A 26,125-nucleotide genomic window follows, 5' to 3' on the forward strand; every position below is an offset into this window, starting at 1 on the left:
CCTGCGCAGATTCTCTATGTTTCCCTCAAAATATAGGTGAGTTAAATTTGTTCGTTTTGATGTTTTATTGATGGCTTTATGAAGAGTGATTTTTAATAAGTGAGTGCTAAAAAGATGGAAACACCAGTCGTTGATTTGTGGCTTTTTTCTCTAAGCGATTTGGATGAGGGTACTGATCATGTGTCGCGCCTTAAACAGAAACTGACTGACGATGAAGTCGCTAAGGTTGAACGTTATCGAATGCCTTCATCTCAGATCCAAGCGCTCTATGTTCGTAATTATTTGCGAGAGGTGTTGTCGCTCTACTCTAATTTGACGGCTCAAGAGTGGCGGTTTGAGTATGGTGAGAAAGGCAAGCCAAGCTTAATTGAGAAACAACAAATAGAAACTGGCCTGAATTTCAATATCAGTCATAGCAAAGAACATTTGTTAATCGCGGTTTGCCAGAAAGAAGGGAAGCAAGTTCAGCTGGGTGTCGATATCGAACATTCAAGAAACTCGACCAATATCGACTCGATCATGAAGCACTACTTCTCGGACAAAGAGCTCTCAGATTTACTTGAACTCGGTAAAGAAGAGCAAAGGGAGCGATTCTTTGATTTATGGGCTTTGAAAGAGTCGTACATCAAAGCGACAGGTAAAGGGTTGGCTACATCGTTAAAAAGTTTTTCGTTCGACTTTTCCAATCTAACTCAACAAACACTGCCAGTTCATTCGTCAGGTTTAGAATCACAGTTGCATGATGGAATCATTGTGCATAACGGAGTTGGGCTGGATGTTACTAAACGAGGAGATGCTTCAACAGATTGGCAATGCAGTTTAGGAAGGTTGGATAACCAGTTTCGATTTTCCGTGACGCTTGGTGGTGCAATGCTTCCTATGCAATTAGATATGAAGTGCTTCCCAAAATCTAAGCTACTTGGCTGAGTTTACGCTCGTTACACTAGACCCTTGACCTTCTAATCTGGAACAAGGCGTACTCTCAACCACTCACGCTCTCAGCCTCTCAGCCTCTCAGCCTCTCACAATCTTAGTTAACTCGTTTCGCCAAGCATCGCTTTTAATACTTCAGCGGGTACAGGCTGAAGTTGTTTGTCTTTATCTAGGCAAACCATCTCGATATCACCAATCACGGCAGGTTTGGTCGCATCTTTACGCCACACTTCCTGTCGCCATAGCGTTTTGTATTTGCCATCGAGTTCAAAAGAGGTTCGGATGTCGCAGATCTCAGCGAACTCAACCCCATCTTGAAAAGTCATGTTGGCTTTATATACCGCAAAACCTAATCCGTGTTCATTCCACAATGTTGCCAGTTTATCGCTACCCAATACATGTTCGCGTGCACGCTCGAAGTATTTGAGAAAGTTAGGGTGATAAACCACACCTGAATGATCGGTATCTTCGTAGTAAATCTGTACTGGGTGATGGTAGATCTGACTCATTGGTAGCAACTCTTGGTTTATAGTGGATCAGTAAATCTGACTAAGTTGTGCAGCACTCTACAGGATAGGTCGAAATTACTTCAAGGCATCTTCGTGAAAGGGGCTTTTGGTCAGACCTCATTTATCATTGATGCTTTGGTCAACTCCCACCCATTTATAAATATTCTATGTGTCATTTTCCACCCATTAAATTTTGCAAAGAGCTGGCGACTCATGTTGGCAACGATGATGAAGCCTTGTGGTTAGAGGCTTGTTAATGCTTTGTATCAATATGGCGCGTTAATTGCCTTAGTGAAAGCGCGCAGTTCCCATTGAAGGGCTGCTTTGTTTACTAAGGAGAATAATAATGTTTAAGCCTCTTACCCTGCTGTCTGTATCTGCTCTGGCGCTCACAAGTTTTAATGCCGCTGCAAACTGTGATCCTGGTGAAATCGTGATTAAATTCAGTCACGTAACCAATACCGATAAGCACCCGAAAGGCATTGCCGCTTCTCTACTAGAAGAGCGAGTAAACACTGAAATGAATGGTAAAGCTTGTATGCAAGTTTTCCCTAACTCGACGCTTTACGATGATAATAAGGTACTGGAAGCCCTGTTAAATGGTGATGTTCAAATGGCGGCACCTTCGCTGTCTAAATTTGAGAAGTTCACTAAGAAATACCGCATTTTTGACCTTCCATTCCTATTTGAAGATGTAGACGCCGTTGACCGCTTCCAAAACTCAGAATCTGGTGAAAAACTGAAGAATGCAATGAAACGTCGTGGCCTACAGGGTCTAGCGTTTTGGCACAATGGCATGAAACAGATGTCGGCGAACAAACCTCTTATCAATCCTGAAGATGCGGAAGGTTTGAAATTCCGTGTTCAAGCATCAGATGTATTGGTTGCTCAGTTTGAACAGCTAGGCGCTAACCCACAGAAGATGTCTTTCAAAGAAGTGTACGGTGGCCTACAAACTAAGGTTATCGATGGCCAAGAAAACACATGGTCAAACATCTACGGCAAGAAGTTCTTTGAAGTACAAGATGGCGTGACTGAAACCAATCACGGCATCTTGGATTACCTAGTTGTAACCTCGAACGATTTCTGGAAAGACCTACCTGAAGATGTACGCACGCAGCTTGGCACTATCGTTCAAGAAGTGTCTGAGACGCGTAACGCGGAATCTTCAAAAGTTAACCTAGCGAACAAAAACAACATCATCGAAGCTGGTGGTGAAGTTCGTACGCTGACGCCTGAACAACGTCAAGCATGGGTAACGGCACTTCAACCAGTATGGAAGAAGTTTGAAAAAGACATCGGTTCAGATCTTATCGATGCAGCACTAGCTTCAAACCAATAACACCGCTATAGGGTGGCGGCTCCCTACCGCTGCCCTTTATTAAAACAATTATAAGCGGAGTCAATTATGGAAAAGCCTCAAATGAAACAACCAAATTCTAGCGAATCAGCACTGGAACCCTCTCTTTTTTCCAAAGTCGGAAGAGTTACGGATGCGATTGAAGAGTCATTAATCGCATTTTTCCTTGGCGCAATGACACTACTTACCTTTGCTAATGTGGTATTTCGATACGCATTCAACGACAACATTTTATGGGCATTGGAACTGACGGTATTCATGTTTGCATGGATGGTGTTAGTCGGCGCATCTTATGGTGTTAAAAAACACTTCCACATTGGTGTTGATGTCATCATCAACCTTGCCCCAGAAAAGCTACGCAAAGTGTACGCGTTAATTGCCGTCACTAGCTGCCTAGCATTCTCAGTGTTACTGCTTATCGGTTCTTGGAACTATTGGTACCCATTCGCCACTGATCGCGCATGGTATGAAACCGATGATATTCCAATGCCGGAGATGCTTCAGTTTCTTGCTGACTGGCTAAATGAAGGCGAGCGATACGAGAAATTACCACGTTTTATTCCTTACATGGCGCTGCCGATTGGTATGGCAATGCTGACGTTCCGTTTTGCTCAAGTTGCTTACCAAGTAGCAACAGGCAAACTCGACCGCATGATTGCTGGCCATGAAGCCGAAGAAGAGCTGGATGCGCTGAAAGCGGACGTGCTTGCGGGTTCTGATGAAGACGCGACAGCGGTATTGGATTCGACGAAGCCAAACAAGGCGAGTGATTCGGATGCAAAATCTAACGGTAAGGAAGACTAATCATGGCAATGTTATTTCTATTTTTAATGGTAATTGCTTTCATGTTGGTCGGTGTACCAATTGCAATTTCCCTAGGTTTATCGAGCATCATTTTCTTGTTGATGCATTCAGATGCGTCATTAGCTTCAGTCGCACAAACGCTATTTAATGCATTTGCAGGCCACTACACACTCTTAGCGATTCCTTTCTTTATCTTGGCTTCTAGTTTCATGTCTACTGGTGGCGTAGCGAAACGTATTATTCGTTTTGCTATCGCGATGGTGGGCTGGTTCCGTGGCGGTTTAGCGATGGCATCGGTTGTGGCATGTATGATGTTTGCAGCGTTGTCAGGTTCTTCTCCGGCAACGGTAGTGGCGATCGGTAGTATTGTTATCGCAGGTATGATCAAAAACGGTTACTCAAAAGAGTTCGCAGCAGGGGTTATCTGTAATGCGGGTACATTGGGCATTTTGATTCCACCATCAATCGTTATGGTGGTTTATGCAGCGGCGACCGATGTATCGGTAGGTCGTATGTTCCTAGGCGGTGTTATTCCAGGCTTATTGGCGGGTGTGATGCTGATGATTGCTATCTACATTGCAGCACGCATTAAAAAGATTCCAGCACAGCCTTTTGTTGGTTGGGGAGAGATGTTCGCAGCCGCGAAGGATGCGAGTTGGGGTCTACTGTTAATTGTCATCATTCTAGGTGGTATCTACGGTGGTATCTTTACTCCGACAGAAGCGGCGGCAGTTGCTGCGGTTTACGCGTTCTTTATTGCTAACTTTATCTACAAAGATATGGGGCCTTTCGCTGACAAGAACAATACCAAGCCTGCTTTGGTAAAAGTGCTCCAAACCTTTTTCCATAAAGACACCAAAGATACGCTCTATGATGCAGGTAAGCTGACGATCATGCTGCTCTTTATCATTGCGAATGCTCTGATTCTGAAGCATGTACTGACAGAAGAACGTATCCCTCAAATGATCACTGAATCGATGCTGTCTGCAGGCTTAGGTCCGATCACCTTCTTGATTGTGGTGAACGTACTGCTGTTGATTGGTGGTCAGTTCATGGAGCCATCAGGCTTGTTGATCATTGTTGCTCCGTTGGTGTTCCCAATCGCAATCGCACTGGGTATTGACCCAATTCACCTTGGTATCATGATGGTGGTGAACATGGAGATAGGGATGATAACCCCGCCGGTGGGGCTCAACTTGTTTGTGACCGCTGGGGTCGCCAAGATGTCGATGATGAACGTAGTCAAAGCGGCACTGCCTTGGGTGGGTGTGATGTTCTTGTTCCTAATCATCGTGACTTACGTGCCATGGGTTTCAACGTGGTTACCAACTACTCTGATGGGGCCGGAGATTATAACCAAGTAGTCAATGGTTTTATTCTCAATGTAAATAGCAGCGATAGATGAAGAGTTACACCTTTTCATCTATCGCTTTCTTATTTCCGCGCCTTATTGTGCCGCTTAAGCGTCTGTCGTAGCCTTTCCATCGTACTCTTTTCTTTCTTCGCTCGCGCCCAGATCTTCTTTCTACTTCATAGTGGTCATCAACCAGCACTGTATCTACAATGACCGGAATGGTCGTTTTTTCATTCATATGCAACTTATCCTTAAAGTCGACATATGAATTATGGGAGAGGAACCTCATCTCTGCCAGTTTCGATAAACATTCAGATCAAGCGGGAGTTTGCGCTTTGTTTCGTGGCTTGGTTCTTTTACTTCGCAGCCTAATTCTTTACTTCGACATCTATTGTTTTACTTAAAGTTCTCTTTGTCGATTTGATAACGCTGCATTTTGTCGTAAAGCGTTTTTCTTGGGACATTTAATTGAGACATGGTTAATTTTATGCTCCCTTCATTCTCAATCAGCGCACGCTCGATCACTGCTTTTTCGAACTCTGCTACTTGGTCCGATAGACTAATGCTGGCATCTAAGTGGCTGTCTGAGCTCACACCATCCCCCAGTTGAGCTAATTTTCCGAGTAAGATGAAGCGTTCAGCGCTGTTACGTAGTTCACGAACATTCCCTGGCCAATCATGAGCCAAAAGCGCGTGCAGTTCCTTTTGTGGAAGTGCAGGGGCTGTCTTGCCATAACGAGCTGCAGCGACCAGTAAAAAGTGGTGGAAGAGTGCTGGGATATCTTCTTGGCGGCTTCTTAGCGGCGGTAAATCTAGTGTCACGACATTGAGGCGATAATAGAGATCTTGGCGGAAAGTACCTTCTTCAGCAGCTTTCTTTAGGTCGACTTTAGTTGCCGCAATCACTCGGATATCTAGAGGCACTAACCCATTGGAACCAACTCTTTCAATGACGCGTTCTTGCAAGACGCGCAACAGGCGAATTTGTGCCTGCATTGGCATGGATTCAATTTCATCTAAGAATAGGGTACCGCCCTGAGCAAATTCAAATTTACCCACTCGCTTGCTTTCGGCGCCAGTAAACGCGCCTTTTTCGTGACCATAGAGTTCACTTTCAATCAGATTTTCAGGCACCGCCCCACAGTTGACCGCGACAAAGTTTTGCTCTCGGCGGCTGCTTTGTTCATGCAGAGAACGTGCAACTAACTCTTTACCTGTGCCGGTTTCACCAAATAGCAAGATATCGGCATTGGTGTCTGCAACATGGGTGATGATGGAACGAAGCTCAGTCATCGATTGCGTGTCACCAATGATTCTCGGGCCGAGTGCTTTGCTGGCTTTGAGTGAACGCTTGAGTTCGAGGTTTTCTAAGGTCAGTTGACGTTTTTCGATGGCGCGTTTGGTGGTTTCGATAAGACGTTCATTGGCGAACGGCTTTTCAATGAAATCATAGGCGCCATCTTGAATCGCTTGTACCGCCATGGAGATATCACCGTGGCCAGTGATCATAATCACGGGAATCTCTTTGTCTTTATGCATCACGGTGTTGAGCAGGTCATGCCCCGAGATACCCGGTAAGCAGATATCTGTGATGATCACGTGAGGCAATCCATTACCTTGAATCGCGAGCAGGGCTGACTCCGCATCGGGGAAAAATTCGGCATCAATGTCGGCGAGCTCGAAGCTCTGTTCAATGGCCATTCTTAGATCGGATTCATCATCAATGAAATAGACGTGACACATAGTGATTCCTTTACTCTTTTATACTAATTATCGCCGAGTTTGCTAGTTAAGCCGTATTTGAACGGGCTCATCTCAGTCTGTTATTTTTGCTTCGTGTGCTGGGTTTTATTCTTTTTGTCTTTGCTGTTCTTGCTGTTGCTCTTGCTCTTACTGTTGCTTAATAACGGGTAACTCTATGCTAAATCGAGCACCACCTTGTGGACTGGTTCCCGTCGTGAGCTTGCCGTTAATTCCGCTGATTATCTGTTGAGATATCGATAGCCCTAATCCAAGTCCGTTCTTCTTTGTCGTATGGAAGGGTTCGAAAAAGTTTCCGCTCGAGGAGGAAGTAAAACCAGGGCCGTTATCATCGACGTGGATCAGTAGCGTGTTGGCTTCATCCGTTTCTCTAACTTCTAATAGGACAGCCAACTGCTTGTCGTCTTGGCTTTCCATCGCCTGAACCGCGTTGGTGAGTAGATTAATAATGACCTGCTCGAGCTGGATGGCATTGGCGAGTATGCATGCGTCAAATGTTTCAGGTAGCTCATTGGTCTTGACTCGCTCACTCTTGAGTTGTGGCTTCATTAACTCCTTCGATGAATGCAATACAGGGAGGATCTGTATTGTGTGTAGTTCTTCTGCGGTCGACTTTTTAGCAAAGGAGCGAAGCTGATGGCTAATTTTCGCCATACGGTCGGTGAGCGATGAAATACGCGATAAGTTGTCATCGACACGATCTGTTTTCTCTTTGGCTAGAAACAATCGGCCATTGTCGGCGTAGCTCCGAATGGCCGCGAGAGGGTTATTCAATTCATGACTAATACTGGCTGACATCTGACCTAATACCGCTAATTTTGCCGCTTGGATGAGCTCGTCTTGAGTGTGTCTAAGCACCCGTTCGGTTTCGATACGTTGCTTGATCTCAACGTGTAGTTCAGAGGTCCTTTCGAGAACTTGAAACTCTAGCTTCTGGTTGGCTTCTGACTGTAGCCTATCGATCTGAGCGCGCCTATGCTGACGGTGCAGATTAAGTTGGATGGCGAGATAAATGATCGCAAAGACCAAGCTCAGCACCACCATATAGGCGATTAAGTCCCACCAAACCAAGTGGGTGGGAGAGAAGACCCTGACCGTTAATCCAGGATCAGGTAAAAACCGTGAAGAGGTGAAAAACTTCTCTTTAACTAATTGGTGAGACGATCGAATACTGCTGGTGGCACTTTCTAGATCGCCAGAGAAATGCAGGCTTTCAATTTGAGTATCGAGGTATTGCTGATTTTCCCGAATACGAGCTTGCTGTGCTGCATCAAGAGGTTGAAGACTTTTGAATAGCCATTCTGGATTGCTCGACATGAAAATAATCTGGTCTTTATCATCCGCGACAAAAAAACTCTGTTTGCCTTGCCAGCTTGCTTCAATCAAAGACAAATCCATTTTTACCACAATTACACCAATGATTTCAGCGGCATAGGAAACAGGATAAGAATAATAATAACCACGTTTACCCGAGGTAGAACCTAAAGCAAAGTACTGTTTCTCATGCCCTTGAATGGCTTGTTGGTAATAGGGACGAAACGCAAAATTACGCCCGACAAACGAGTGCTTTAGATTCCAGTTACTGGCTGCGATAGTAGTGCCGATACTGTCCAATAAATAGGTATCGGATGCCTGAATCACAGTGTTGACGTGCTCTAGATAGCGATTGGTGAGCTCTATCTGTGCAGAGTTACTTGGCGAGTGTAGGGCATCGATCAGCTCTTTATCTTTTGAAAGCAGTTCCGGGATGTGGGCGAACTTATCCAATTGGCTGGCAACATGGACGGAAAAGCGGTCCAAGTTGGATTGATGATCATTTAACAAACTTTGATGGCTTGTGTTCCATACCCAGTGGCCGCCAACGATCATCAGCAAGCTGTAGGTGACCAACAACAGGATACGAATTCTCAAAGCTTGAAACATGGTGGTTCTCCGCTAAATCGGGCTAACAATACAAAGCCTGCTTTCTCTCATTCATCACAGTAATTAGCGGTAGTTTTTACTGAAAATAGAGAGCCAGTAGATAGGTTTAGGTTAAGGCTTTGTAACGGAGATTGTTGAAAAAGTTATCGACTCTGAGGGGTAAAACAAGAGCAAGATCTCTTTTTAAGGTTTTTAGGAAAAAAAGCCCTCGATTCCCTTGAAAAAGTCGCTATTGTCCCCATTTCTGTTGTGCTAAGTGATGTTTTGATCGTTTTTGTATCACTTAGTTGGACGAATTTAGAGCATTCATCATCAAGCAGAGGTGAACGGCTCGACAGAGATTAAACAGATCGCTAGAATGTCGCGTCTAAAATTTCTGTCCTGAGGCTAATCGGAGATACCTTTCTTGTTTCTGAAAACAAGCTTTGTTGCGCTTTAATTGGCGCGTGAAGAACGAAGATATCGCTGATTAGTCTGGTGTTTGGTTGAATAATCAATTCAGACATCAATGCTCGATTTTAAATTAGGTGTTCGGATAGAGCACTACACAAGGATGCAGCCAACAACGTCGGCTTTTGAATTAAAGCTAAGTTACGGCTCATATGCTCAGATTACTGAGCCAGTTTTGAGGTTTATATAATGCAAGTTACTGTTGAAACGCTAGAAGGCCTAGAGCGCCGTCTTAATATTACTGTTCCTGCTGCTAACATCGAAGATGCAGTTACAGCTGAACTACGCAACATCGCGAAAAACCGTCGTTTCGATGGTTTCCGTAAAGGCAAAGTGCCAATGAAGATGGTTGCTAAAATGTACGGCAAAGCAGTACGTCAAGACGTGATGGGCGAAGTAATGCAACGTCACTTCATCGAAGCGATCGTTAAAGAGAAAATCAACCCAGCTGGCGCACCAACTTTCGCACCAGTTGAAAACAACGAAGGCGCAGACCTAGTATTCAACGCAACTTTTGAAGTTTACCCAGAAGTTGAGCTGAAAGGTCTAGAAAACATCACTGTTGAGAAACCAGCAGTAGAAGTTAAAGACGCAGACGTTGAAGAGATGATCGAAACTCTACGTAAGCAACAAGCAACTTGGACTGAAGTTGAAGCTGCTGCTGACGCTGGTTCTCGTGCAACTATCGACTTCGTTGGTTCTATCGACGGTGAAGAGTTCGAAGGCGGTAAAGCTGAGAACTTCCCACTAGAGATGGGTGCTGGTCGCATGATCCCTGGCTTCGAAGACGGTATCGTTGGTAAAACAGCAGGTATGGAATTCGAAATCGACGTAAACTTCCCAGAAGATTACCACGCTGAGAACCTAAAAGGTAAAGCAGCTAAGTTCTCTATCAAGCTGAACAAAGTTGAAGCTCGTGAACTTCCAGAACTAAACGAAGAATTCGTTTCTAAGTTCGGCGCTGCTGACGGTGTTGAAGGTCTTAAAGCTGAAGTTCGTAAGAACATGGAGCGTGAGCTTAAGCAAGCTGTTAAGAACCGCATCAAAGAGCAAGCTATCGACGGTCTAGTTAACGAAAACAACATCGACGTACCTTCTGCTCTTATCGATCAAGAGATTGGTGTTCTACGTCAACAAGCTGCTCAACGTTTCGGTGGCAACACTGAAGCTGCTGACCAACTTCCACGTGAGCTGTTCGAAGAGCAAGCTAAACGTCGCGTAGTTGTAGGTCTTCTTCTTGGTGAAGTAATCAAGACTGAAGAGCTAAAAGCTGACGACGAGAAAGTTAAAGCTATCATCGAAGAGATGGCTACAGCATACGAAGATCCAACAGAAGTTATTGCTTACTACGAGCAAAACGAGCAAATGATGAACAACATGCGCAATGTTGCTCTAGAAGAGCAAGCTATTGATGCAATCATCGCTAAAGCTCAAGTTTCTGATAAAGAAGTTAGCTTCAACGAGCTAATGAATCAGCAACCTGCTTAATATAGTAATATCTGACGTAGAAGGTTGACGTACGGTCAACAATTCTGCTAACAATGGTCCGTATGATTTAATCATTCGGGCCATTTATTTTAGGGACATAAGAATATGAGCTACCAAGAAAAAAATACAATGCCATCGATTATGGACGCACTAGTTCCTATGGTGGTTGAACAGACTTCCCGTGGTGAACGTTCTTACGATATTTATTCTCGTCTATTAAAAGAACGTATCATTTTCTTAACAGGTCAAGTGGAAGACCACATGGCAAATCTTGTCGTGGCTCAACTGCTTTTCTTGGAATCAGAAAACCCAGATAAAGATATCTATCTTTACATCAACTCACCTGGCGGTAGCGTAACAGCAGGCATGTCTATCTATGACACAATGCAGTTCATCAAACCAAACGTGAGCACAGTATGTATGGGTCAAGCTTGCTCTATGGGTGCATTCTTACTAGCGGGTGGTACTCCAGGTAAGCGTCACGTGCTTCCAAACTCACGTGTAATGATTCACCAGCCACTTGGCGGTTTCCAAGGCCAAGCGTCTGATATTCAAATTCACGCGCAAGAGATCCTAACGATCAAACAAAAGCTAAACAAACTATTGGCAGAGCACACTGGTCAGCCTTTAGAAGTTGTTGAGCGTGATACAGATCGTGACAATTTCATGTCTGCTGATCAAGCAGTAGAATATGGCTTGGTGGATTCAGTTCTTAATCACCGCGGTCAATAATTGCAGGGCAATTGTTTAACGCAAAGTGATTCAAATTGATATACACTCAAGCATAGAGAGTAAAGGCTAAGAGGTTAGCGAATGACAGATAAAAGCAAAGAGGGTGGTAGCGGTAAACTGCTTTACTGCTCTTTCTGTGGCAAAAGCCAACACGAAGTTCGCAAGTTAATCGCAGGTCCTTCTGTTTACATTTGTGATGAATGTGTCGATCTTTGTAACGACATTATTCGTGAAGAAATTAAAGATGTTCTTCCTAAGAAAGAATCGGAATCGCTGCCAACGCCGCGTGAGATTCGTGAGCATCTTGACGACTATGTAATCGGTCAAGAATACGCGAAGAAAGTGCTAGCAGTTGCAGTTTATAACCACTACAAGCGTTTACGTAATGGTGATACGACAGCTGAAGGCGTAGAGCTAGGTAAGAGTAACATTCTTCTTATCGGTCCTACTGGTAGTGGTAAAACACTACTGGCTGAAACATTGGCTCGTTTCCTAGACGTTCCTTTCACAATGGCAGACGCAACAACACTAACCGAAGCGGGTTACGTGGGCGAAGATGTTGAAAACATCATCCAGAAGTTGCTTCAGAAATGTGATTACGACGTAGCGAAAGCGGAACGCGGCATTGTTTACATCGATGAAATCGACAAGATTTCTCGTAAAGCTGAAAACCCATCAATCACGCGTGACGTGTCTGGTGAAGGTGTACAGCAAGCTCTACTAAAACTTGTTGAAGGTACAGTGGCTTCAGTTCCACCTCAAGGTGGTCGTAAGCATCCACAGCAAGAGTTCTTGCAAGTGGACACGTCTAAGATCCTATTTATCTGTGGTGGTGCGTTTGCAGGCCTAGATAAAGTGATTGAACAGCGTGTAGAAACAGGTTCAGGTATCGGCTTTGGCGCAGAAGTGCGTTCAAAAGATGAAACCAAAACTATCGGTGAGTTGTTCACTCAAGTAGAGCCTGAAGATCTAGTGAAGTATGGTCTGATTCCAGAATTCATTGGTCGTCTACCTGTAACCACTACACTGACAGAGCTTGATGAAGAAGCGCTAATCCAAATCCTATGTGAGCCAAAGAATGCACTGACAAAACAGTACGCAGCATTATTTGAGCTTGAGGATACAGAGTTAGAGTTCCGTGAAGATGCCCTACGCGCAATTGCTAAGAAAGCAATGAACCGTAAAACAGGTGCTCGTGGTCTACGTTCTATTTTGGAGGGTGTTCTACTAGAAACTATGTACGAACTGCCATCTTCAACTGATGTAAGCAAGGTTGTAATTGATGAGTCGGTAATCAATGGTGAGTCAGAACCACTGTTGATTTACAGCAACTCAGATAATCAAGCAGCTGTTGCAGAGTAGGTCTTTTTTAGACAAGTCACTCAAATTGAAAAAGGAGGTAAGCAATTACCTCCTTTTTTTTATTCTTCCATTGAATCCAGTCGTTTAAGCCCCATATACTGCTTTATAAGTTAAAGCGGAAGAGAGAAATATATGAACTTGGAACGTTCCGAGCGTATCGAAATCCCCGTGCTACCTCTACGTGATGTAGTGGTCTACCCACACATGGTTATTCCATTGTTTGTTGGTCGTGAAAAATCGATTACATGCCTTGAATCGGCAATGGAAGCCAACAAACAAGTATTACTTGTAGCGCAGAAAGAAGCGGACACTGATGAGCCTTCAATCGACGACCTATTTAACGTAGGTACTGTCGCTACCATTCTTCAGTTACTAAAGCTCCCTGATGGTACGGTTAAAGTGCTTGTTGAAGGTCAGCAACGTGCAAAAATTCACCAATTCAAAGAAAGTGAATTTTTCTTAGCAGATGCCGAATACGTTGTTACCTCAGAACTTGACGAAAAAGAACAAGAAGTGGTTGTTCGTAGTGCGATCAATCAATTCGAAGGCTTTATTAAGCTAAACAAAAAGATTCCACCAGAGGTTCTAACGTCTCTGAACGGTATTGATGAGGCGGCTCGCCTAGCTGATACCATTGCTGCGCACATGCCACTTAAGCTGGTAGACAAGCAGCACGTTCTAGAAATCTTAGATGTAACTGAACGTCTTGAATTCTTGATGGGCCAAATGGAGTCAGAAATTGACATCCTGCAAGTTGAAAAACGCATCCGTGGCCGAGTTAAGAAGCAAATGGAAAAATCTCAGCGCGAGTACTACCTGAATGAGCAAATGAAAGCGATTCAGAAAGAACTTGGCGAGATGGACGACGCACCTGATGAATTCGAGACTCTGAAGAAGAAGATCGAAGACTCTAAGATGCCTCAAGAAGCTCGTGAAAAAACCGAGCAAGAACTGCAAAAACTGAAAATGATGTCGCCAATGTCTGCTGAAGCAACAGTAGTACGTAGCTACATTGATTGGATGGTGGGCGTTCCTTGGGCTAAGCGTTCAAAAGTTAAAAAGAATCTAGCGAAAGCGGAAGAGATCTTAAACGAAGATCACTACGGCTTAGAGCGAGTTAAAGAACGTATTCTTGAATACTTGGCAGTACAAAACCGTATCAACAAGCTAAAAGGTCCAATCCTTTGTCTTGTAGGTCCTCCTGGTGTAGGTAAAACCTCACTAGGTCGTTCGATTGCTGCGGCAACGGGTCGTAAGTACACACGTATGGCGCTAGGCGGCGTTCGTGATGAAGCTGAGATTCGTGGCCACCGTCGTACGTACATCGGTTCACTTCCGGGTAAACTGATCCAGAAGATGTCTAAAGTTGGTGTCAAGAACCCACTGTTCCTATTAGATGAGATCGATAAAATGTCTTCTGATATGCGTGGCGACCCATCTTCAGCGCTTCTAGAAGTACTAGACCCAGAGCAAAACAACGCATTTAACGATCACTACTTAGAAGTAGATTACGATCTGTCAGACGTTATGTTCGTTGCAACGTCTAACTCTATGGATATTCCTGGCCCGCTACTGGACCGTATGGAAGTGATTCGTCTGTCTGGTTACACAGAAGATGAAAAGCTGAACATTGCTAAGAGCCACTTACTGGACAAGCAAGTTCAACGTAACGGTCTTAAGCCTCATGAGATTGAGATTGAAGACTCTGCAATCATCGGCATTATTCGTTACTACACGCGTGAAGCGGGTGTACGTAGCCTAGAGCGTGAAATCTCTAAGATCTGTCGTAAAGCAGTGAAGAACATCTTGCTAGACAGCGACCTTAAGTCGGTAACGGTTAACATGGATAACCTGAAAGAGTACTTAGGTGTTCAACGTCATGACTTCGGTAAAGCGGATGAAAGCAACCGTATTGGTCAGGTGACGGGTCTAGCTTGGACTCAAGTTGGTGGTGATCTACTGACTATTGAGACTGAAGCAATGCCGGGCAAAGGTAAGCTGACGCAAACGGGTTCACTTGGCGATGTGATGAAAGAGTCGATCCAAGCGGCAATGACCGTGGTTCGCTCTCGTGCAGAGAAACTGGGCATTAACTCAGATTTCTACGAAAAGCGCGATATTCACGTTCACGTACCTGAAGGTGCTACACCGAAGGATGGCCCAAGTGCGGGTATCGCAATGTGTACTGCATTAGTGTCTAGCTTGACGGGTAACCCGGTGAAAGCTGAGGTTGGTATGACTGGTGAAATTACCCTTCGTGGCGAAGTTTTACCTATCGGTGGCTTGAAAGAAAAACTGCTTGCAGCACACCGTGGCGGCATCAAAACAGTTCTGATTCCTAAAGACAATGAGCGTGATTTGGAAGAGATTCCAGACAACGTAATTGCTGACTTGAAGGTGATCCCGGTTCAGTGGATTGATGAAGTACTGAAAGTAGCGCTAGAACGAGATCCGTCAGGGGTCGAGTTTGACGTGAAAAAATAGTGATGCATAGCAAAAATAAGTAAAGAATTACGCTGATAGGCTCGAAAAGGCTTGTCAGCGTTTTTTTTGGACGCTAAGTTATTGAACAAAGCGGCAGCCCTTTTGCAATAAGGCTTGCGGCTAAATTAAAATCAAAATGGAACGTACAGTCATCGAGAAATAGTCACAGATGACACATAGGGGAAAAACAGTGAATAAAACACAACTAGTAGAATCAATCGCAGAAAACGCAGACATCTCTAAAGCTTCAGCTGGCCGCGCTCTAGACGCATTCATCGAAGCAGTTGGCACAACGCTACAATCAGGCGATCAAGTTGCACTTGTTGGCTTTGGTACTTTCAGTGTTCGTACTCGTGCTGCTCGTACAGGTCGTAACCCAAAAACTGGTGAAGAGATCCAAATCGCAGAAGCTAAAGTACCTGGCTTCAAAGCGGGTAAAGCACTTAAAGACGCATGTAACTAATTTCTACTGCTGAAACCTCCATTTGAAAGAGGGGGAGGCAGTAAAATGCGTTTACTGTTTGAAAAATGATGTTTCATTCTTAAACAGTATGTGTGCAAAGTACATTGAACTTATTTAAATTATGCGCATCCTACTGATGCGCATTTCTTTTTCTGATAATATCGCGTGAATAGATTTTTATTTTGAAGCCAATGCTTCATATCCGGAGAGCACTTAAATTATGATGGATCGATTACGCGAAGGCGTGAATAGCATCGCGGTAAAAATTATCCTTGGGTTGATTATCCTGTCATTCGTATTCGCAGGTGTAGGCAGCTACATCACCGGTGGCGGTAACAACGCAGCAGCTAAAGTTGGCAACACAGAAATTGCTCGTGGTGAGTTCGAACAGGCTTACCAAAACGAACGTAATCGCATGCAATCTCAACTTGGCGATTACTTCGCTCAAATGCTTGCAGACCCTGCATACGTAGAGTCTTTCCGTAAATCAGTTCTTGATCGTATGATCAATGACGTTCTACTTGAGCAGCAAGCAGAGTCTCTAGGCCTACGAATCAGTGATTCTCAAATCCGTACCATGATTCTAGAAATGCCTCAGTTCCAAACAGCTGGTCAATTCGACCAAGAAGTTTACCAATCGGCATTACGTCGTGCAGGCTTCAGCGCGGAAAGCTTCGCTGAATACATGCGTCGTGATCTAATGCGTAATCAGCTTGTTACTGCCCTACAAGGCAGCGAATTCGTTCTTCAAGGTGAGATCGACACGCAAAGCAAGCTTATTGCTCAAACCCGCGACATTCGCACAGTGACATTGTCTGTTGCTGACTTAGCAAAAAACATTGAGCTAACTGACGAGCAAATCGAGCAGTACTACCAAGAGAACCCAGCAGCTTACACTCGTCCAGAGCAAGCTAAGGTATCTTACATTGAACTTTCTGCTGAAGCGCTTAAGTCTCAACTTGAAGTAAGCGATGAGGAAGCACAGAAATACTACCAAGAGCACCTAGATAAGTACTCAACTGAAGAGCAACGTAAAGTTAGCCACATTTTAGTTGAAGGCGATGACGAAGCGAAAGCTCAGTCAATCCTAGACGAGCTAAATGCAGGCGCTGATTTTGCTACGCTAGCGGAAGAGAAATCTGACGACTTCGGCAGTGCAGATGTTGGTGGTGATCTAGGTTGGATTGAACGCGATGTTATGGACCCTGCATTCGAAGACGCAGCTTTTGCTCTTGAGAATATTGGTGATACTACTGGCCTAGTTAAATCTGATTTTGGCTACCACATCATCAAGCTAGACGAACTAAAAGCGTCTCAAGCTCAGCCTTACACAGAAGTCGCTGCTGAGATTAAGCAAGAACTGCTAGACCAGCACGCTGTAGATCAGTTCTACGAGCAACAAACTGAGCTAGAAAAAGTAGCGTTTGAATTCCCAGACTCTCTAGATGATTCTGCCGAAGCTATCAACGCGAAGATCACGACAACAGATTTCATCTCTCAAGTTGACGCTCCAGAAGTTCTGATGACGCCTGCAGTTATGCAAGCAATCTTGAGCCCTGAAGTGAAAGAAGATGGCCTGAACTCTGAAGTTATCGAAGTGGCTCCTGAGCACGTAATTGTAGTTCGTGTAGAAGAGACTCGTGACGAGACAGTTCTTCCTCTAGCTGAAGTGAAAGATCAAGTTGTCGCTGCATTGTCTGCTGTACAGGCAGAGCAACAAGCGGTTGAGCTAGGTGTTTCTCTAGTGAACGAACTTAAGCAAGGCAATGAAGCAGTGCTAGCGGACAACAATCTTGAGTTCACTGAACTTGAAACAATTGACCGTAACTCTCCATTAGCAGCATCTGTATTCGCTCTAGCGAAACCAGAAGCCGGTCAAGCTGTGTTCGGTCAATCTAAAGACCAAGACGGTAACATCGTTGTTGTTGAGCTTTCTAAAGTAACGGCCGAAATCAACCCTGCTTACAGCACTCAAATTGGTGCACAATTGGAGCGAGTTGGTAACCAGCAAGATCTGACTAATGTACTAAACGTACTTCGTAAAAACGCAGACGTTGAATACTACGTAGTGGGTCAAGGTCAGTAAGCGTTTGATTACCTCAGTAGCAAGCTCCGGTTAGAAGTTTACTACTGAGAGTCAACATATGATTGTTAGGCTCTAATTCAGATTTGTGAGCCAACAAACAAGCTGATGAAAATAAGATGTATAACGAAGCGGGTCACTTAGGTGGCCCGCTTTATTTTTATCTGGCGATCATGTTATCTCTTGCTGCAAACGCATAAGTTACGTTTTTTGAACAAAGGAACACTTTATGCGCACGATATATTCAACACTACTTCTTTCATTTCTGATGCTCTTAAGCCCTGCCGTATTTGCAGACAGTCCAACCAAGGCTGAGCTTTACGATGGCATTGAGATTACGGTAAATATCAATACCGCAACAGCAGAAGAGCTTTCAGCACTATTGATTGGTGTAGGTGACAAGAAAGCCAAAGAGATCGTCGATTACAGAGATCAGAACGGGTTATTTACGACTGCTGATGATTTGGTCAGTGTCAAAGGGATAGGTGAAGCGACGGTTGAAAAGAATCGAGAAAGAATTCAGCTTTGATCCGTTTTTTTATTCATTAGAAATGAAACGACAGCCATGAAGCCGCCTGTCACAGCACCTGCTAGGTGGGCTTCAATTGCGACACGAGCGTTAATCAGTTCGCCAGTCGTACTAGAAGGACCAATAAGCTGCTCCCAAGCGATTTTAGCGACTAATCCGAACACCAACAGCCAGCTAGATTTCCTGCTGTTTAAAGCCTCTCTGAGCGCGAATAAGCCAAACAACCCATGCAAAGTGCCAGATAAGCCAACGTAGATCTGAATACTCGAAAATAACAGAGCGACCCCAGTCACTAAACTAATCACAAGCAAAGCAACAACAAGCTGTGTTTTGCTCGGTTGGAACAGGTAGCTGATGATCCACAAGCCTGCTAGATTCATCAGAAGATGCGAGTAGTTGGTATGTGAAAAGTTTCCTGTTAGGATTCGCCACCATTGCCCGTCGGCAATCGCATTGCTATCCCAAACGACCCAAGCTTGTATTGGTTCAAATTGGAATAAGACGCATAAAAGTGAAGTGAAAATTAAAACAGGGTACACATTAAATCCATGTCTCGTTATTGCCCCCAATGCAGCAAGGCTTTGAAAGCTTGTATTTGTCAGTGGGTTACACCACTAGAATCGAATGTTGAGCTTATCATTCTTCAGCACCCATCAGAAGAGCATCGTCCAATGGGAACCGCGCGCATTCTCTCGTTATCTCTAAAAAACAGCGTGACGATTGTCGGCGAAGATTTTTCAGACAATGAACGACTGAATGCATTGCTGGCCGATGAGCAATATCAGCATGCGATTTTGTACCCGAGTGAACACTCGGTGTCTGTCGAGTCTGTACCACGCCCTAATAAAAAGCTGCGTGTGATTTTGTTGGATGGAACTTGGAAGAAGGCATTCAAGATGTGGCAGGTATCAAGTAACTTGCATGCGCTGAACACGGTTCATTTGCCGAAAGATCTCAAGGGCAACTATCGAATTCGCAAAGCACCTAGTGAAAACAGTCTTTCAACCGTTGAAGCTGGTTATCATTTGCTTAGTTTATTAGAGAGTGACCGCGATTTTAGTCCTTTGCTAACGGCATTTGACCAAATGATTCAGTTTCAAATCAATCAAATGCCGCCCGGCGTGTTTGAGAAAAACTACTTAGATTAAAGCGTTTTAGTAGAGTGAGTCAGGAATTAAAACTCGGTATGAGCCGAGAACAGTTGCTGATGCATTTTCTGTGCAAGATCATCAGTCATTGATGAAATGTAATCTGCTATCACACGCATCTTTCTTGATTCATCGTCATGCAGTAGCCACTGCTTTTTAATTGGCAGTGGTAACAGACGTTCAGGGTCGGCACTGAATGCCTCAAACATATCCATGATGATCTGCTGACCCTTGTACTCAATAACTTGAACCTGTGGCACTTGAATCACGAACTCGCTGACAAAGTGTTTCAGCTTATCAAGCGTGGCATCCATGCTTGGTTCAAGCACGGCATTGTAGGCAAGCAGTACATTCTCAAAATCTTCATCCACACGCTTAATCGAGATACTGGTCAGCAGCGCATTAACTATCCCACCAATGGCGTCTTTACGGCGGTATTGTTCACCTGAAAACAGCATTTCGGTAATTGAATCTAGGTGATCACAAATCCAAGGATCGGCCATTTCTTTCAATTGAGGGTAAGCAGATTCAACCCATTGCGATTTGGTCACTGAACCAAGCACAATCGCATCTTCTAAATCGTGTACACCATAAGCGATGTCATCAGCCAACTCCATGATGGAACAGTCGAGTGACTTGTACTTGGTTTTATTGTGCTCAAGAGGCTCGGTGTGTGTTTTTCTTTTCTGTTTTAGTAGCTGTTGGTCATTACTTGAAAGTGGCTCAAGTACCCAATTGAACAGCTCTTGGTCATGATCGTAGATGCCTTTTGCTGGCATCCAATCTTTTGCTCTTAACTGACGCTGATGCTTTACAGGTTCAGACTGTAATCTCGCTTGAACTTGGCTGAGCAGCGAAGGGTACTTAATCAGTCCTAATAGCGTGCGTCGAGACAGATTCATCCCGTGATGCTCAGTGTAAGGCTCTAGCTGCGTGACAATGCGAAATGTTTGGGCATTGCCTTCAAAGCCACCGTGTTCGCGCATCATGTAGTTGAGTGCGACTTCGCCTCCATGCCCATAGGGCGGATGACCAATATCGTGCGCCAAGCACAGTGAATCAATGAGGCTGTCTGAGGGTAATAGGTCTCTGAACTCGGGTTGCTTTTTCTTGAGCTGCGCAACAATACCCGTGCCAAGCTGAGCCGCTTCTAACGAATGGGTTAAGCGCGTGCGGTGAAAGTCATTAACTGTGGTGCCGTGCACTTGAGTTTTTGCTTGTAGTCGACGAAAAGCGGCAGAGTGAAGCACGCGTGCTCGGTCGCGTTGATAAGGGCTGCGGTGATCATCACGTCTTATTTTGTGTTCATCGTCATTTCGATGTTGCCACTCTTGTTCAAGTACAAAAGAAGGTTCGAGTTGAGAATTCAAAATATCACCTATCAAATTGATTTTATTTAACTAATTACAAGCAACTTATACCCAGCTAGCTTATCTCGTCTAGTGATAATTCAAAGCTTGGGGCAAAGGTGGTGAGAAAGTAGTCCATTTCAGGACTTTTTCGCTGTTCGAGAGTCTCTTCTAGCCGACGTTTGGCTTGTTCATACTCATGGTTGCCAGCACTGAGCTCTTCTAAACATTTTAGATACGCACAGATAGTATCGGCTTGTTTTACGATGTTCTGCTCTTCTTTACTGGCAGTGCCGGAGATTAAGAAGGGGGCGAAATCATCTTGAAACTCTTCTGGCAGCATCGAAAGTAGCCTTTGCTCTGCAGCTGCTTCTATCTTCTTATACTCTTGGGCGATATCTGGGTTGTAGTATTTGACGGGGGTCGGCAGGTCCCCAGTCAGTACTTCACTGGTGTCATGATACATCCCGATTAGGGCAATGTGTTCTGGGTTGAGTTTGCCATCAAACTTTTTGTTTTTGATAAGCGCCAAGGCATGGGCAACGAATGCGACCTGTAGACTATGTTCTGAAATATTCTCGCTTGAGACGGAGCGCATCAGAGGCCAGCGCTGGATAAGTTTCATACGTGCGAGATGGGCGAAGAAATGGCTCTGTTTCATAAGTGTCCTTTCTAAAGAGTGTTCCACTCGTACCTTGTAGTTGCCACAAACTGCACGAGACAGCGGATACAAAAAAGGCTCCTAAACTGGAGCCTTTTAAGCATAGAAGTGAATGAATACAAGTTAAAGTCTTTTAAAACAGCAAATTGTAGCCACTTTTCTTTGTGCTTATTAACCTTCGATGAGGTCGTCTTGGTTGTAAGTCTGCAAGAAGCGCTCTAGACGACCAATTGCTACTTCAAGGTCTTCAATATGTGGCAAAGTCACAATACGGAAGTGGTCCGGCTTAGGCCAGTTGAAGCCAGTACCTTGTACTAACAGTACTTTTTCTTGCTTTAGGAAATCGAGTACGAACTTCTGATCGTCTTTGATGTTGTACATCTCGGTATCGATCTTCGGGAACAGGTACATCGCGCCCTTTGGCTTGACACAAGAAACACCAGGGATCTTGTTAATCAGCTCCCATGCTCGGTCACGTTGCTCAAGCAGGCGGCCGCCAGGCAGGATCAGTTCATTGATACTCTGATAGCCACCCAATGCCGTTTGGATAGCGTGCTGCATTGGTACGTTGGCACACAAACGCATCGAGGCAAGCATCTCTAAACCTTCAACATAGCCCTTGGCTAAATGTTTCGGGCCCGTTAGGAACATCCACCCGCCACGGAAACCACATACACGGTAAGCTTTAGATAGGCCGTTGAACGTTACCATCAGTACATCTTCAGCAAGCGTTGCAACAGAAGTGTGTACCGCGCCGTCGTAAAGGACTTTGTCGTAAATCTCATCAGCGAAGATGATTAGGCCGTGTTCACGTGCAATCTCGACAACTTGAAGTAGGAAATCACGGCTGTAAACCGCACCTGTAGGGTTGTTCGGGTTGATAAGAACGATGCCGCGAGTTTTCGGTGAGATCTTTGCGCGCATGTCATCCAGGTCTGGATACCAGTCTGCATCTTCATCACACATGTAGTGAACTGGAGTACCACCAGAAAGCGCAACAGACGCTGTCCATAGAGGGTAGTCTGGAGCGGGAACTAAGATTTCATCACCATTATCCAGTAGCGCTTGCATAGACATAACGATAAGCTCTGAAGCACCGTTACCAATGTAAACGTCTTCTACATCAAGATTGCGTAGACCTTTTTTCTGGTAGTGTTGAACAACCGCTTTACGGGCTGAATAGATGCCTTTTGAGTCGCAGTAACCTTGAGATGTCGGCAGGTTACGGATTACGTCAACAAGGATTTCATCAGGGGCGTCAAAACCAAATGGGGCGGGGTTACCAATATTAAGCTTTAGTATTTTATGCCCTTCTTCTTCCATGCGCTTAGCATGTTTGAGTACAGGCCCCCTGATTTCGTAGCATACGCTGTTGAGTTTTGACGACATCCCGATATTTTGCATTGCCGATTTCCTGAAATTAATTTAAATACTTTATTAAAGTACCGCAAAATGGCGTTTGATAGAATAAAAATCTGATGAATGTCGCATTTCAGTGTCACGTTTGGTCTTTTTGTTGTCACCCTTTTCTAAGTTTTAATTCATCGCTTTTATGGTTATTGTCTAAAATGATAGAGGGGCTCGCTTAAAGTCACAGGAATGTTGAAAAGATATCGGACATTCTTGATCTAAGTGGGTGCTACCCATAAAGTATCAAACTAATATAATAAGAATTTAGATGTGAACGAGGTCGATTTGTCACATTTCCAGCAAACTATCTCCGCTTTGATTGAGCGAGTACAAAATGCCCAAGCAAGTGAAGTTCGTTGTGTTGAAGTTCTAACGCAAAAACCATCGTTTGCATTTATTGAATGGCTTCATGCTCAACCGCTCTTTCCTAAGTTTTACTGGCAGTCACGCGACACTCGTGAAGAGGTTGTTGCGCTCGGCCAGTTACATACGTTTTCAGATCCTGCCCCCGCGTATGCGATTCTTGGTGAAGACCAACGAATCTGGGGTGGACGCTCGTTTGACGGGCACACAGCAAAGAACCGTCGCTGCATGGAGTCGTTTTTCTTTCTTCCGCAGGTTGAATTAATCCGCTTTGACAACACTTGGTCGTTGGCCGTCAATTTATCGCCTGATCGCGTTGCGTCTATTAATGCTTTGAACAAGCTGTCTGTTGATGCTGCGATACTGGCCCCTTTGTCTGCGCGTATCGAACAGATTCACCACGTTCCAGAAAGAGAACAGTGGGGTGGTTTGGTTGAGAAGGTGCTTAAAGGCATCAGTGACGAAGAATATAAGAAAGTGGTTTTAGCGCGTAAAACCACGCTGCAACTTGATGCGCCTATATGTGCGGCTCAGTTACTCAAAGCCAGTTATTTGCAAAACCATCATAGCTTTCACTTTATGTTGGTATTGGACTCCAAACATAGCTTTATCGGATCAACACCAGAGCGCTTGTATAGTCGACATGGCACTGAGCTCGATACGGAGGCACTTGCTGGGACCATTGGTCGTGGCGAAAACGCGACTGAAGATATGGAGCTAGCTAATTGGCTTTCTCAAGACACTAAAAACCTCAATGAGAACCAATATGTGGTCGACGACATCATTGAGCGTCTCACTCCTCACTCTCAAACGGTTCATGTTGAAAAAGATGCACGTCTAGTGCGCTTGCGTAAGGTGCAGCACCTTAAGCGTAATATCCATGCTCAGCTCAATAATGGCGTTAATGGTGTTCAGTTGCTTGCTGCATTACAGCCAACTGCTGCGGTGGCGGGTTTACCGCGTAAAGAGGCGATGGATTTCATTCTTGAGCATGAACCGTTTGCTAGAGGCTGGTATGCCGGTTCTGTCGGTTACATCAGTCATCAACGAGCGGAATTCTGTGTGGCGATTCGAAGTGCATTGATTGTAAACGATCAAGTACAGCTGTTTGCAGGCGCGGGGATCGTGCCCGGATCGGTAGCAGAGCATGAGTGGCAAGAACTGAATAAGAAGATGTCGACTTTGCTTAGCCTGATTTCTGATCACCCACCATTGGGTGTGGCATCATGAGTCACGACCAAGCTGTGTTAAACAGAGTTTGGTGTAACACATTACTTGAAGAGCTTGTTCGCAGCGGTGTTGAACATGTTTGCATCGCGCCAGGCTCTCGTTCAACACCATTAACACTCGAAGCCGAAGCCAACTCTAAGCTAACCTTACATACGCACTTTGATGAGCGCGGACTTGGCTTCCTTGCTTTAGGCTTAGCTAAGGCGAGCAACAAGCCAGTTGCGGTGATTGTTACTTCCGGTACTGCCGTAGCTAATCTTCTACCAGCGACCGCTGAATCTGGATTAACGCGAGAAAAGCTAATCTTGTTGACCTCCGATCGACCAATCGATTTAGTCGATTGTGGTGCTAATCAAGCGATTCAGCAACAGGGTATCTTTTCGTCTCACGTTGAAACGACACTAAACCTTCCAAGCCCAACGACACAAGTTTCTTTGAATTGGCTTTTGACATCGGTTGATAACGCACTGGCGAAACAACGCAGCGTCGGTGGAGCTATTCACATCAACTGCCCGTTCCCAGAGCCTCTTTATTCAGCCAACAGCGCTGAGATGTATGCTCACTATACAAAGAGCGTGGCAGCTTGGAGAGCTTCAAACAGCCTTTACTCCAACACTTATTTACCCAGTCATTTAAACGCTCAGCCTGTTTCAGCAAGTGATTATGTCGCTCGTAAAGGCGCGGCAATTATTGGTTCGATTGACAAAGAAGCCGCAATTAAAGCCAAACAGTTTGCGACAGCTTTGGGCTGGCCAATTTTCTGTGACCCTCAATCGGGCGTCAGCAGTGATTGGAAACACCATGATCTGTGGATGCAAAGTGACGCAGCCAAAGCGCAGCTTAGTCAGTGTGATTTTATTGTCCAGCTTGGTGAGCGCATCGTATCTAAGCGTCTTAACCAATGGGTAAAAGGGCAAGCTGCCACATTTTGTTCATCGCAGTACATCGTTGTTTCACCTGATGCGCATCGTATTAATCAAGATCATCTGCCTCAAACTCATATTGTCGCTGATATCGAGCATTGGTTATCAGAGCAACATCTACCGACGCTGTTGGGAGAACATGCTGGCTGGGCGGCACCGTTGGCGGAAGTCGCGAACACCGTTCAACAATTGGCATTGGCGCAAATCTCTAATAACGATCAACTTACTGAGTTGAGCGTTGCGGTTGACTTGTCGTCTAGACTTAAAGGAAGAGAGCTATTTGTGGGAAATAGCTTGATGGTAAGGCTGGTGGATATGTTGTCGTCAATATCTGCGAATCAAGTTTACAGTAATCGTGGTGCATCGGGTATTGATGGCTTGGTGGCGACGGCTGCTGGTGTGGTGAAAGCCAACCAGAATCCCTTATTAATGTTGATTGGCGATACCTCTTTGCTATACGACCTCAACTCACTGGCTCTGCTTACTCACAATGTAACACCGATGGTTATTGTTGCGACCAACAATGATGGTGGTGCGATCTTTGACTTGTTGCCAGTTCCTGAGCAGCAAAAACAGTCACTTTATCAAATGCCTCATGGTTTCAGTTTTGAACACGCTGCTGCACAATTTCAGCTTGGCTACGCTGCACCAGAAACCTTGAACTGTTATCAAAACATTATCGAACAACACTTCGAACAGGGTCAGGGTACCTTGCTCGTGGAAGTTAAGACGCCTCCCGAACAAGCGTCTACTTTGCTGAAACAATTCAGTTCAATGCTCACAGAGGCATTAGCCTAAGGACTTTA

The 26,125-nt window shown here is 44.8% G+C and carries 22 protein-coding genes and 1 pseudogene; 15 read left to right on the forward strand and 8 right to left on the reverse strand.

The window, feature by feature from the left end; all coding sequences use genetic code 11:
* Window positions 1-114 precede the first annotated feature (114 nt).
* Complete coding sequence (locus tag OCV56_RS04445) at window positions 115-927, forward strand: 4'-phosphopantetheinyl transferase family protein (protein ID WP_086712338.1); 813 nt, start codon at window positions 115-117, stop codon at window positions 925-927.
* A gap of 107 nt (window positions 928-1,034) precedes the next feature.
* On the opposite strand, the gene OCV56_RS04450 is transcribed toward OCV56_RS04445, so the two are convergent.
* Entirely contained in the window at window positions 1,035-1,442 is a 408-nt protein-coding gene (locus tag OCV56_RS04450) for a thioesterase family protein (protein WP_009847292.1), read from the reverse strand.
* 346 nt (window positions 1,443-1,788) lie between these two features.
* Between OCV56_RS04450 and OCV56_RS04455 the strand changes: the two genes are divergently transcribed.
* The 3 genes from OCV56_RS04455 (at window position 1,789) to OCV56_RS04465 (ending at window position 4,970) form a co-directional block, all read left to right on the forward strand.
* Entirely contained in the window at window positions 1,789-2,784 is a 996-nt protein-coding gene (locus tag OCV56_RS04455) for a TRAP transporter substrate-binding protein (protein WP_010439482.1), read from the forward strand.
* Between the two features lie 66 nt (window positions 2,785-2,850).
* Window positions 2,851-3,606 (forward strand): TRAP transporter small permease, encoded by a 756-nt coding sequence (locus OCV56_RS04460; RefSeq protein WP_086712337.1) that lies wholly within the window; start codon window positions 2,851-2,853, stop codon window positions 3,604-3,606.
* A gap of 2 nt (window positions 3,607-3,608) precedes the next feature.
* Window positions 3,609-4,970: a TRAP transporter large permease gene (locus OCV56_RS04465; RefSeq protein ID WP_086712336.1), complete on the forward strand. Its 1,362-nt coding sequence runs from the start codon at window positions 3,609-3,611 to the stop codon at window positions 4,968-4,970.
* Between the two features lie 45 nt (window positions 4,971-5,015).
* Here OCV56_RS04465 and OCV56_RS04470 read toward each other — a convergent pair whose 3' ends face one another.
* From OCV56_RS04470 to OCV56_RS04480, 3 genes are all read right to left on the reverse strand, one after another.
* Window positions 5,016-5,198, reverse strand: coding sequence for a hypothetical protein (locus OCV56_RS04470; protein WP_086712335.1), 183 nt, complete (start codon window positions 5,196-5,198; stop codon window positions 5,016-5,018).
* A gap of 158 nt (window positions 5,199-5,356) precedes the next feature.
* Window positions 5,357-6,703: a sigma-54-dependent transcriptional regulator gene (locus OCV56_RS04475; RefSeq protein WP_086712334.1), complete on the reverse strand. Its 1,347-nt coding sequence runs from the start codon at window positions 6,701-6,703 to the stop codon at window positions 5,357-5,359.
* A gap of 147 nt (window positions 6,704-6,850) precedes the next feature.
* Complete coding sequence (locus OCV56_RS04480) at window positions 6,851-8,644, reverse strand: sensor histidine kinase (protein WP_086712333.1); 1,794 nt, start codon at window positions 8,642-8,644, stop codon at window positions 6,851-6,853.
* Window positions 8,645-8,806: 162 nt separating this feature from the next.
* On the opposite strand from OCV56_RS04480, the pseudogene OCV56_RS26110 reads away from it, so the two are divergent.
* The 8 genes and pseudogenes from OCV56_RS26110 to OCV56_RS04515 all read left to right on the forward strand — a co-directional run.
* A pseudogene (locus tag OCV56_RS26110) lies at window positions 8,807-8,989 on the forward strand (hypothetical protein); the annotation flags it as partial.
* A gap of 294 nt (window positions 8,990-9,283) precedes the next feature.
* Complete coding sequence (gene tig, locus OCV56_RS04485; RefSeq protein ID WP_017631415.1) at window positions 9,284-10,582, forward strand: trigger factor; 1,299 nt, start codon at window positions 9,284-9,286, stop codon at window positions 10,580-10,582.
* Between the two features lie 105 nt (window positions 10,583-10,687).
* Complete coding sequence (gene clpP, locus OCV56_RS04490) at window positions 10,688-11,314, forward strand: ATP-dependent Clp endopeptidase proteolytic subunit ClpP (RefSeq protein WP_004736080.1); 627 nt, start codon at window positions 10,688-10,690, stop codon at window positions 11,312-11,314.
* 81 nt (window positions 11,315-11,395) lie between these two features.
* The gene (gene clpX / locus OCV56_RS04495; RefSeq protein ID WP_009847283.1) at window positions 11,396-12,676 is read left to right on the forward strand and encodes an ATP-dependent protease ATP-binding subunit ClpX; all 1,281 of its coding nucleotides are present in this window, start codon (window positions 11,396-11,398) and stop codon (window positions 12,674-12,676) included.
* 132 nt (window positions 12,677-12,808) lie between these two features.
* Window positions 12,809-15,160, forward strand: coding sequence for an endopeptidase La (gene lon, locus OCV56_RS04500; RefSeq protein WP_086712332.1), 2,352 nt, complete (start codon window positions 12,809-12,811; stop codon window positions 15,158-15,160).
* A 190-nt stretch (window positions 15,161-15,350) separates the two neighbouring features.
* A complete protein-coding gene (locus OCV56_RS04505; protein WP_004736083.1) occupies window positions 15,351-15,623 on the forward strand; it encodes an HU family DNA-binding protein in 273 nt (90 codons plus the stop codon).
* Between the two features lie 220 nt (window positions 15,624-15,843).
* Complete coding sequence (gene ppiD, locus OCV56_RS04510) at window positions 15,844-17,709, forward strand: peptidylprolyl isomerase (RefSeq protein WP_086712331.1); 1,866 nt, start codon at window positions 15,844-15,846, stop codon at window positions 17,707-17,709.
* 226 nt (window positions 17,710-17,935) lie between these two features.
* Complete coding sequence (locus OCV56_RS04515; RefSeq protein WP_086712330.1) at window positions 17,936-18,235, forward strand: ComEA family DNA-binding protein; 300 nt, start codon at window positions 17,936-17,938, stop codon at window positions 18,233-18,235.
* Here the strand turns inward: OCV56_RS04515 and rrtA are convergent.
* The gene (rrtA, locus tag OCV56_RS04520; protein ID WP_086712329.1) at window positions 18,226-18,774 is read right to left on the reverse strand and encodes a rhombosortase; all 549 of its coding nucleotides are present in this window, start codon (window positions 18,772-18,774) and stop codon (window positions 18,226-18,228) included. The genes OCV56_RS04515 and rrtA overlap by 10 nt on opposite strands.
* Before the next feature lie 9 nt (window positions 18,775-18,783).
* Here rrtA and OCV56_RS04525 point away from each other — a divergent pair, with 9 nt between their 5' ends.
* Window positions 18,784-19,383, forward strand: coding sequence for a tRNA-uridine aminocarboxypropyltransferase (locus tag OCV56_RS04525; protein WP_086712328.1), 600 nt, complete (start codon window positions 18,784-18,786; stop codon window positions 19,381-19,383).
* A 26-nt stretch (window positions 19,384-19,409) separates the two neighbouring features.
* On the opposite strand, the gene OCV56_RS04530 is transcribed toward OCV56_RS04525, so the two are convergent.
* The 3 genes from OCV56_RS04530 to OCV56_RS04540 form a co-directional block, all read right to left on the reverse strand.
* On the reverse strand, window positions 19,410-20,753 hold the full coding sequence (locus OCV56_RS04530) for an anti-phage deoxyguanosine triphosphatase (protein ID WP_086712327.1): 1,344 nt from the start codon (window positions 20,751-20,753) through the stop codon (window positions 19,410-19,412).
* Window positions 20,754-20,808: 55 nt separating this feature from the next.
* Window positions 20,809-21,393, reverse strand: coding sequence for a 5'-deoxynucleotidase (gene yfbR, locus OCV56_RS04535; RefSeq protein ID WP_004739934.1), 585 nt, complete (start codon window positions 21,391-21,393; stop codon window positions 20,809-20,811).
* A 171-nt stretch (window positions 21,394-21,564) separates the two neighbouring features.
* Window positions 21,565-22,797 (reverse strand): pyridoxal phosphate-dependent aminotransferase, encoded by a 1,233-nt coding sequence (locus OCV56_RS04540; protein WP_004739935.1) that lies wholly within the window; start codon window positions 22,795-22,797, stop codon window positions 21,565-21,567.
* A gap of 291 nt (window positions 22,798-23,088) precedes the next feature.
* Here OCV56_RS04540 and OCV56_RS04545 point away from each other — a divergent pair, with 291 nt between their 5' ends.
* Together OCV56_RS04545 and menD are read left to right on the forward strand one after the other, a co-directional pair.
* Window positions 23,089-24,396, forward strand: a complete 1,308-nt coding sequence (locus OCV56_RS04545) for an isochorismate synthase (protein ID WP_086712369.1) — start codon at window positions 23,089-23,091, stop codon at window positions 24,394-24,396.
* Window positions 24,393-26,117, forward strand: coding sequence for a 2-succinyl-5-enolpyruvyl-6-hydroxy-3-cyclohexene-1-carboxylic-acid synthase (gene menD / locus OCV56_RS04550; protein ID WP_086712326.1), 1,725 nt, complete (start codon window positions 24,393-24,395; stop codon window positions 26,115-26,117). The genes OCV56_RS04545 and menD overlap by 4 nt, the downstream gene beginning before the upstream one ends.
* The last annotated feature ends 8 nt before the right edge of the window (window positions 26,118-26,125 follow it).

Origin of the sequence: Vibrio gigantis, assembly GCF_024347515.1 — a bacterium.
In the GTDB taxonomy this organism is placed as follows: Bacteria; Pseudomonadota; Gammaproteobacteria; order Enterobacterales; family Vibrionaceae; genus Vibrio; species Vibrio gigantis.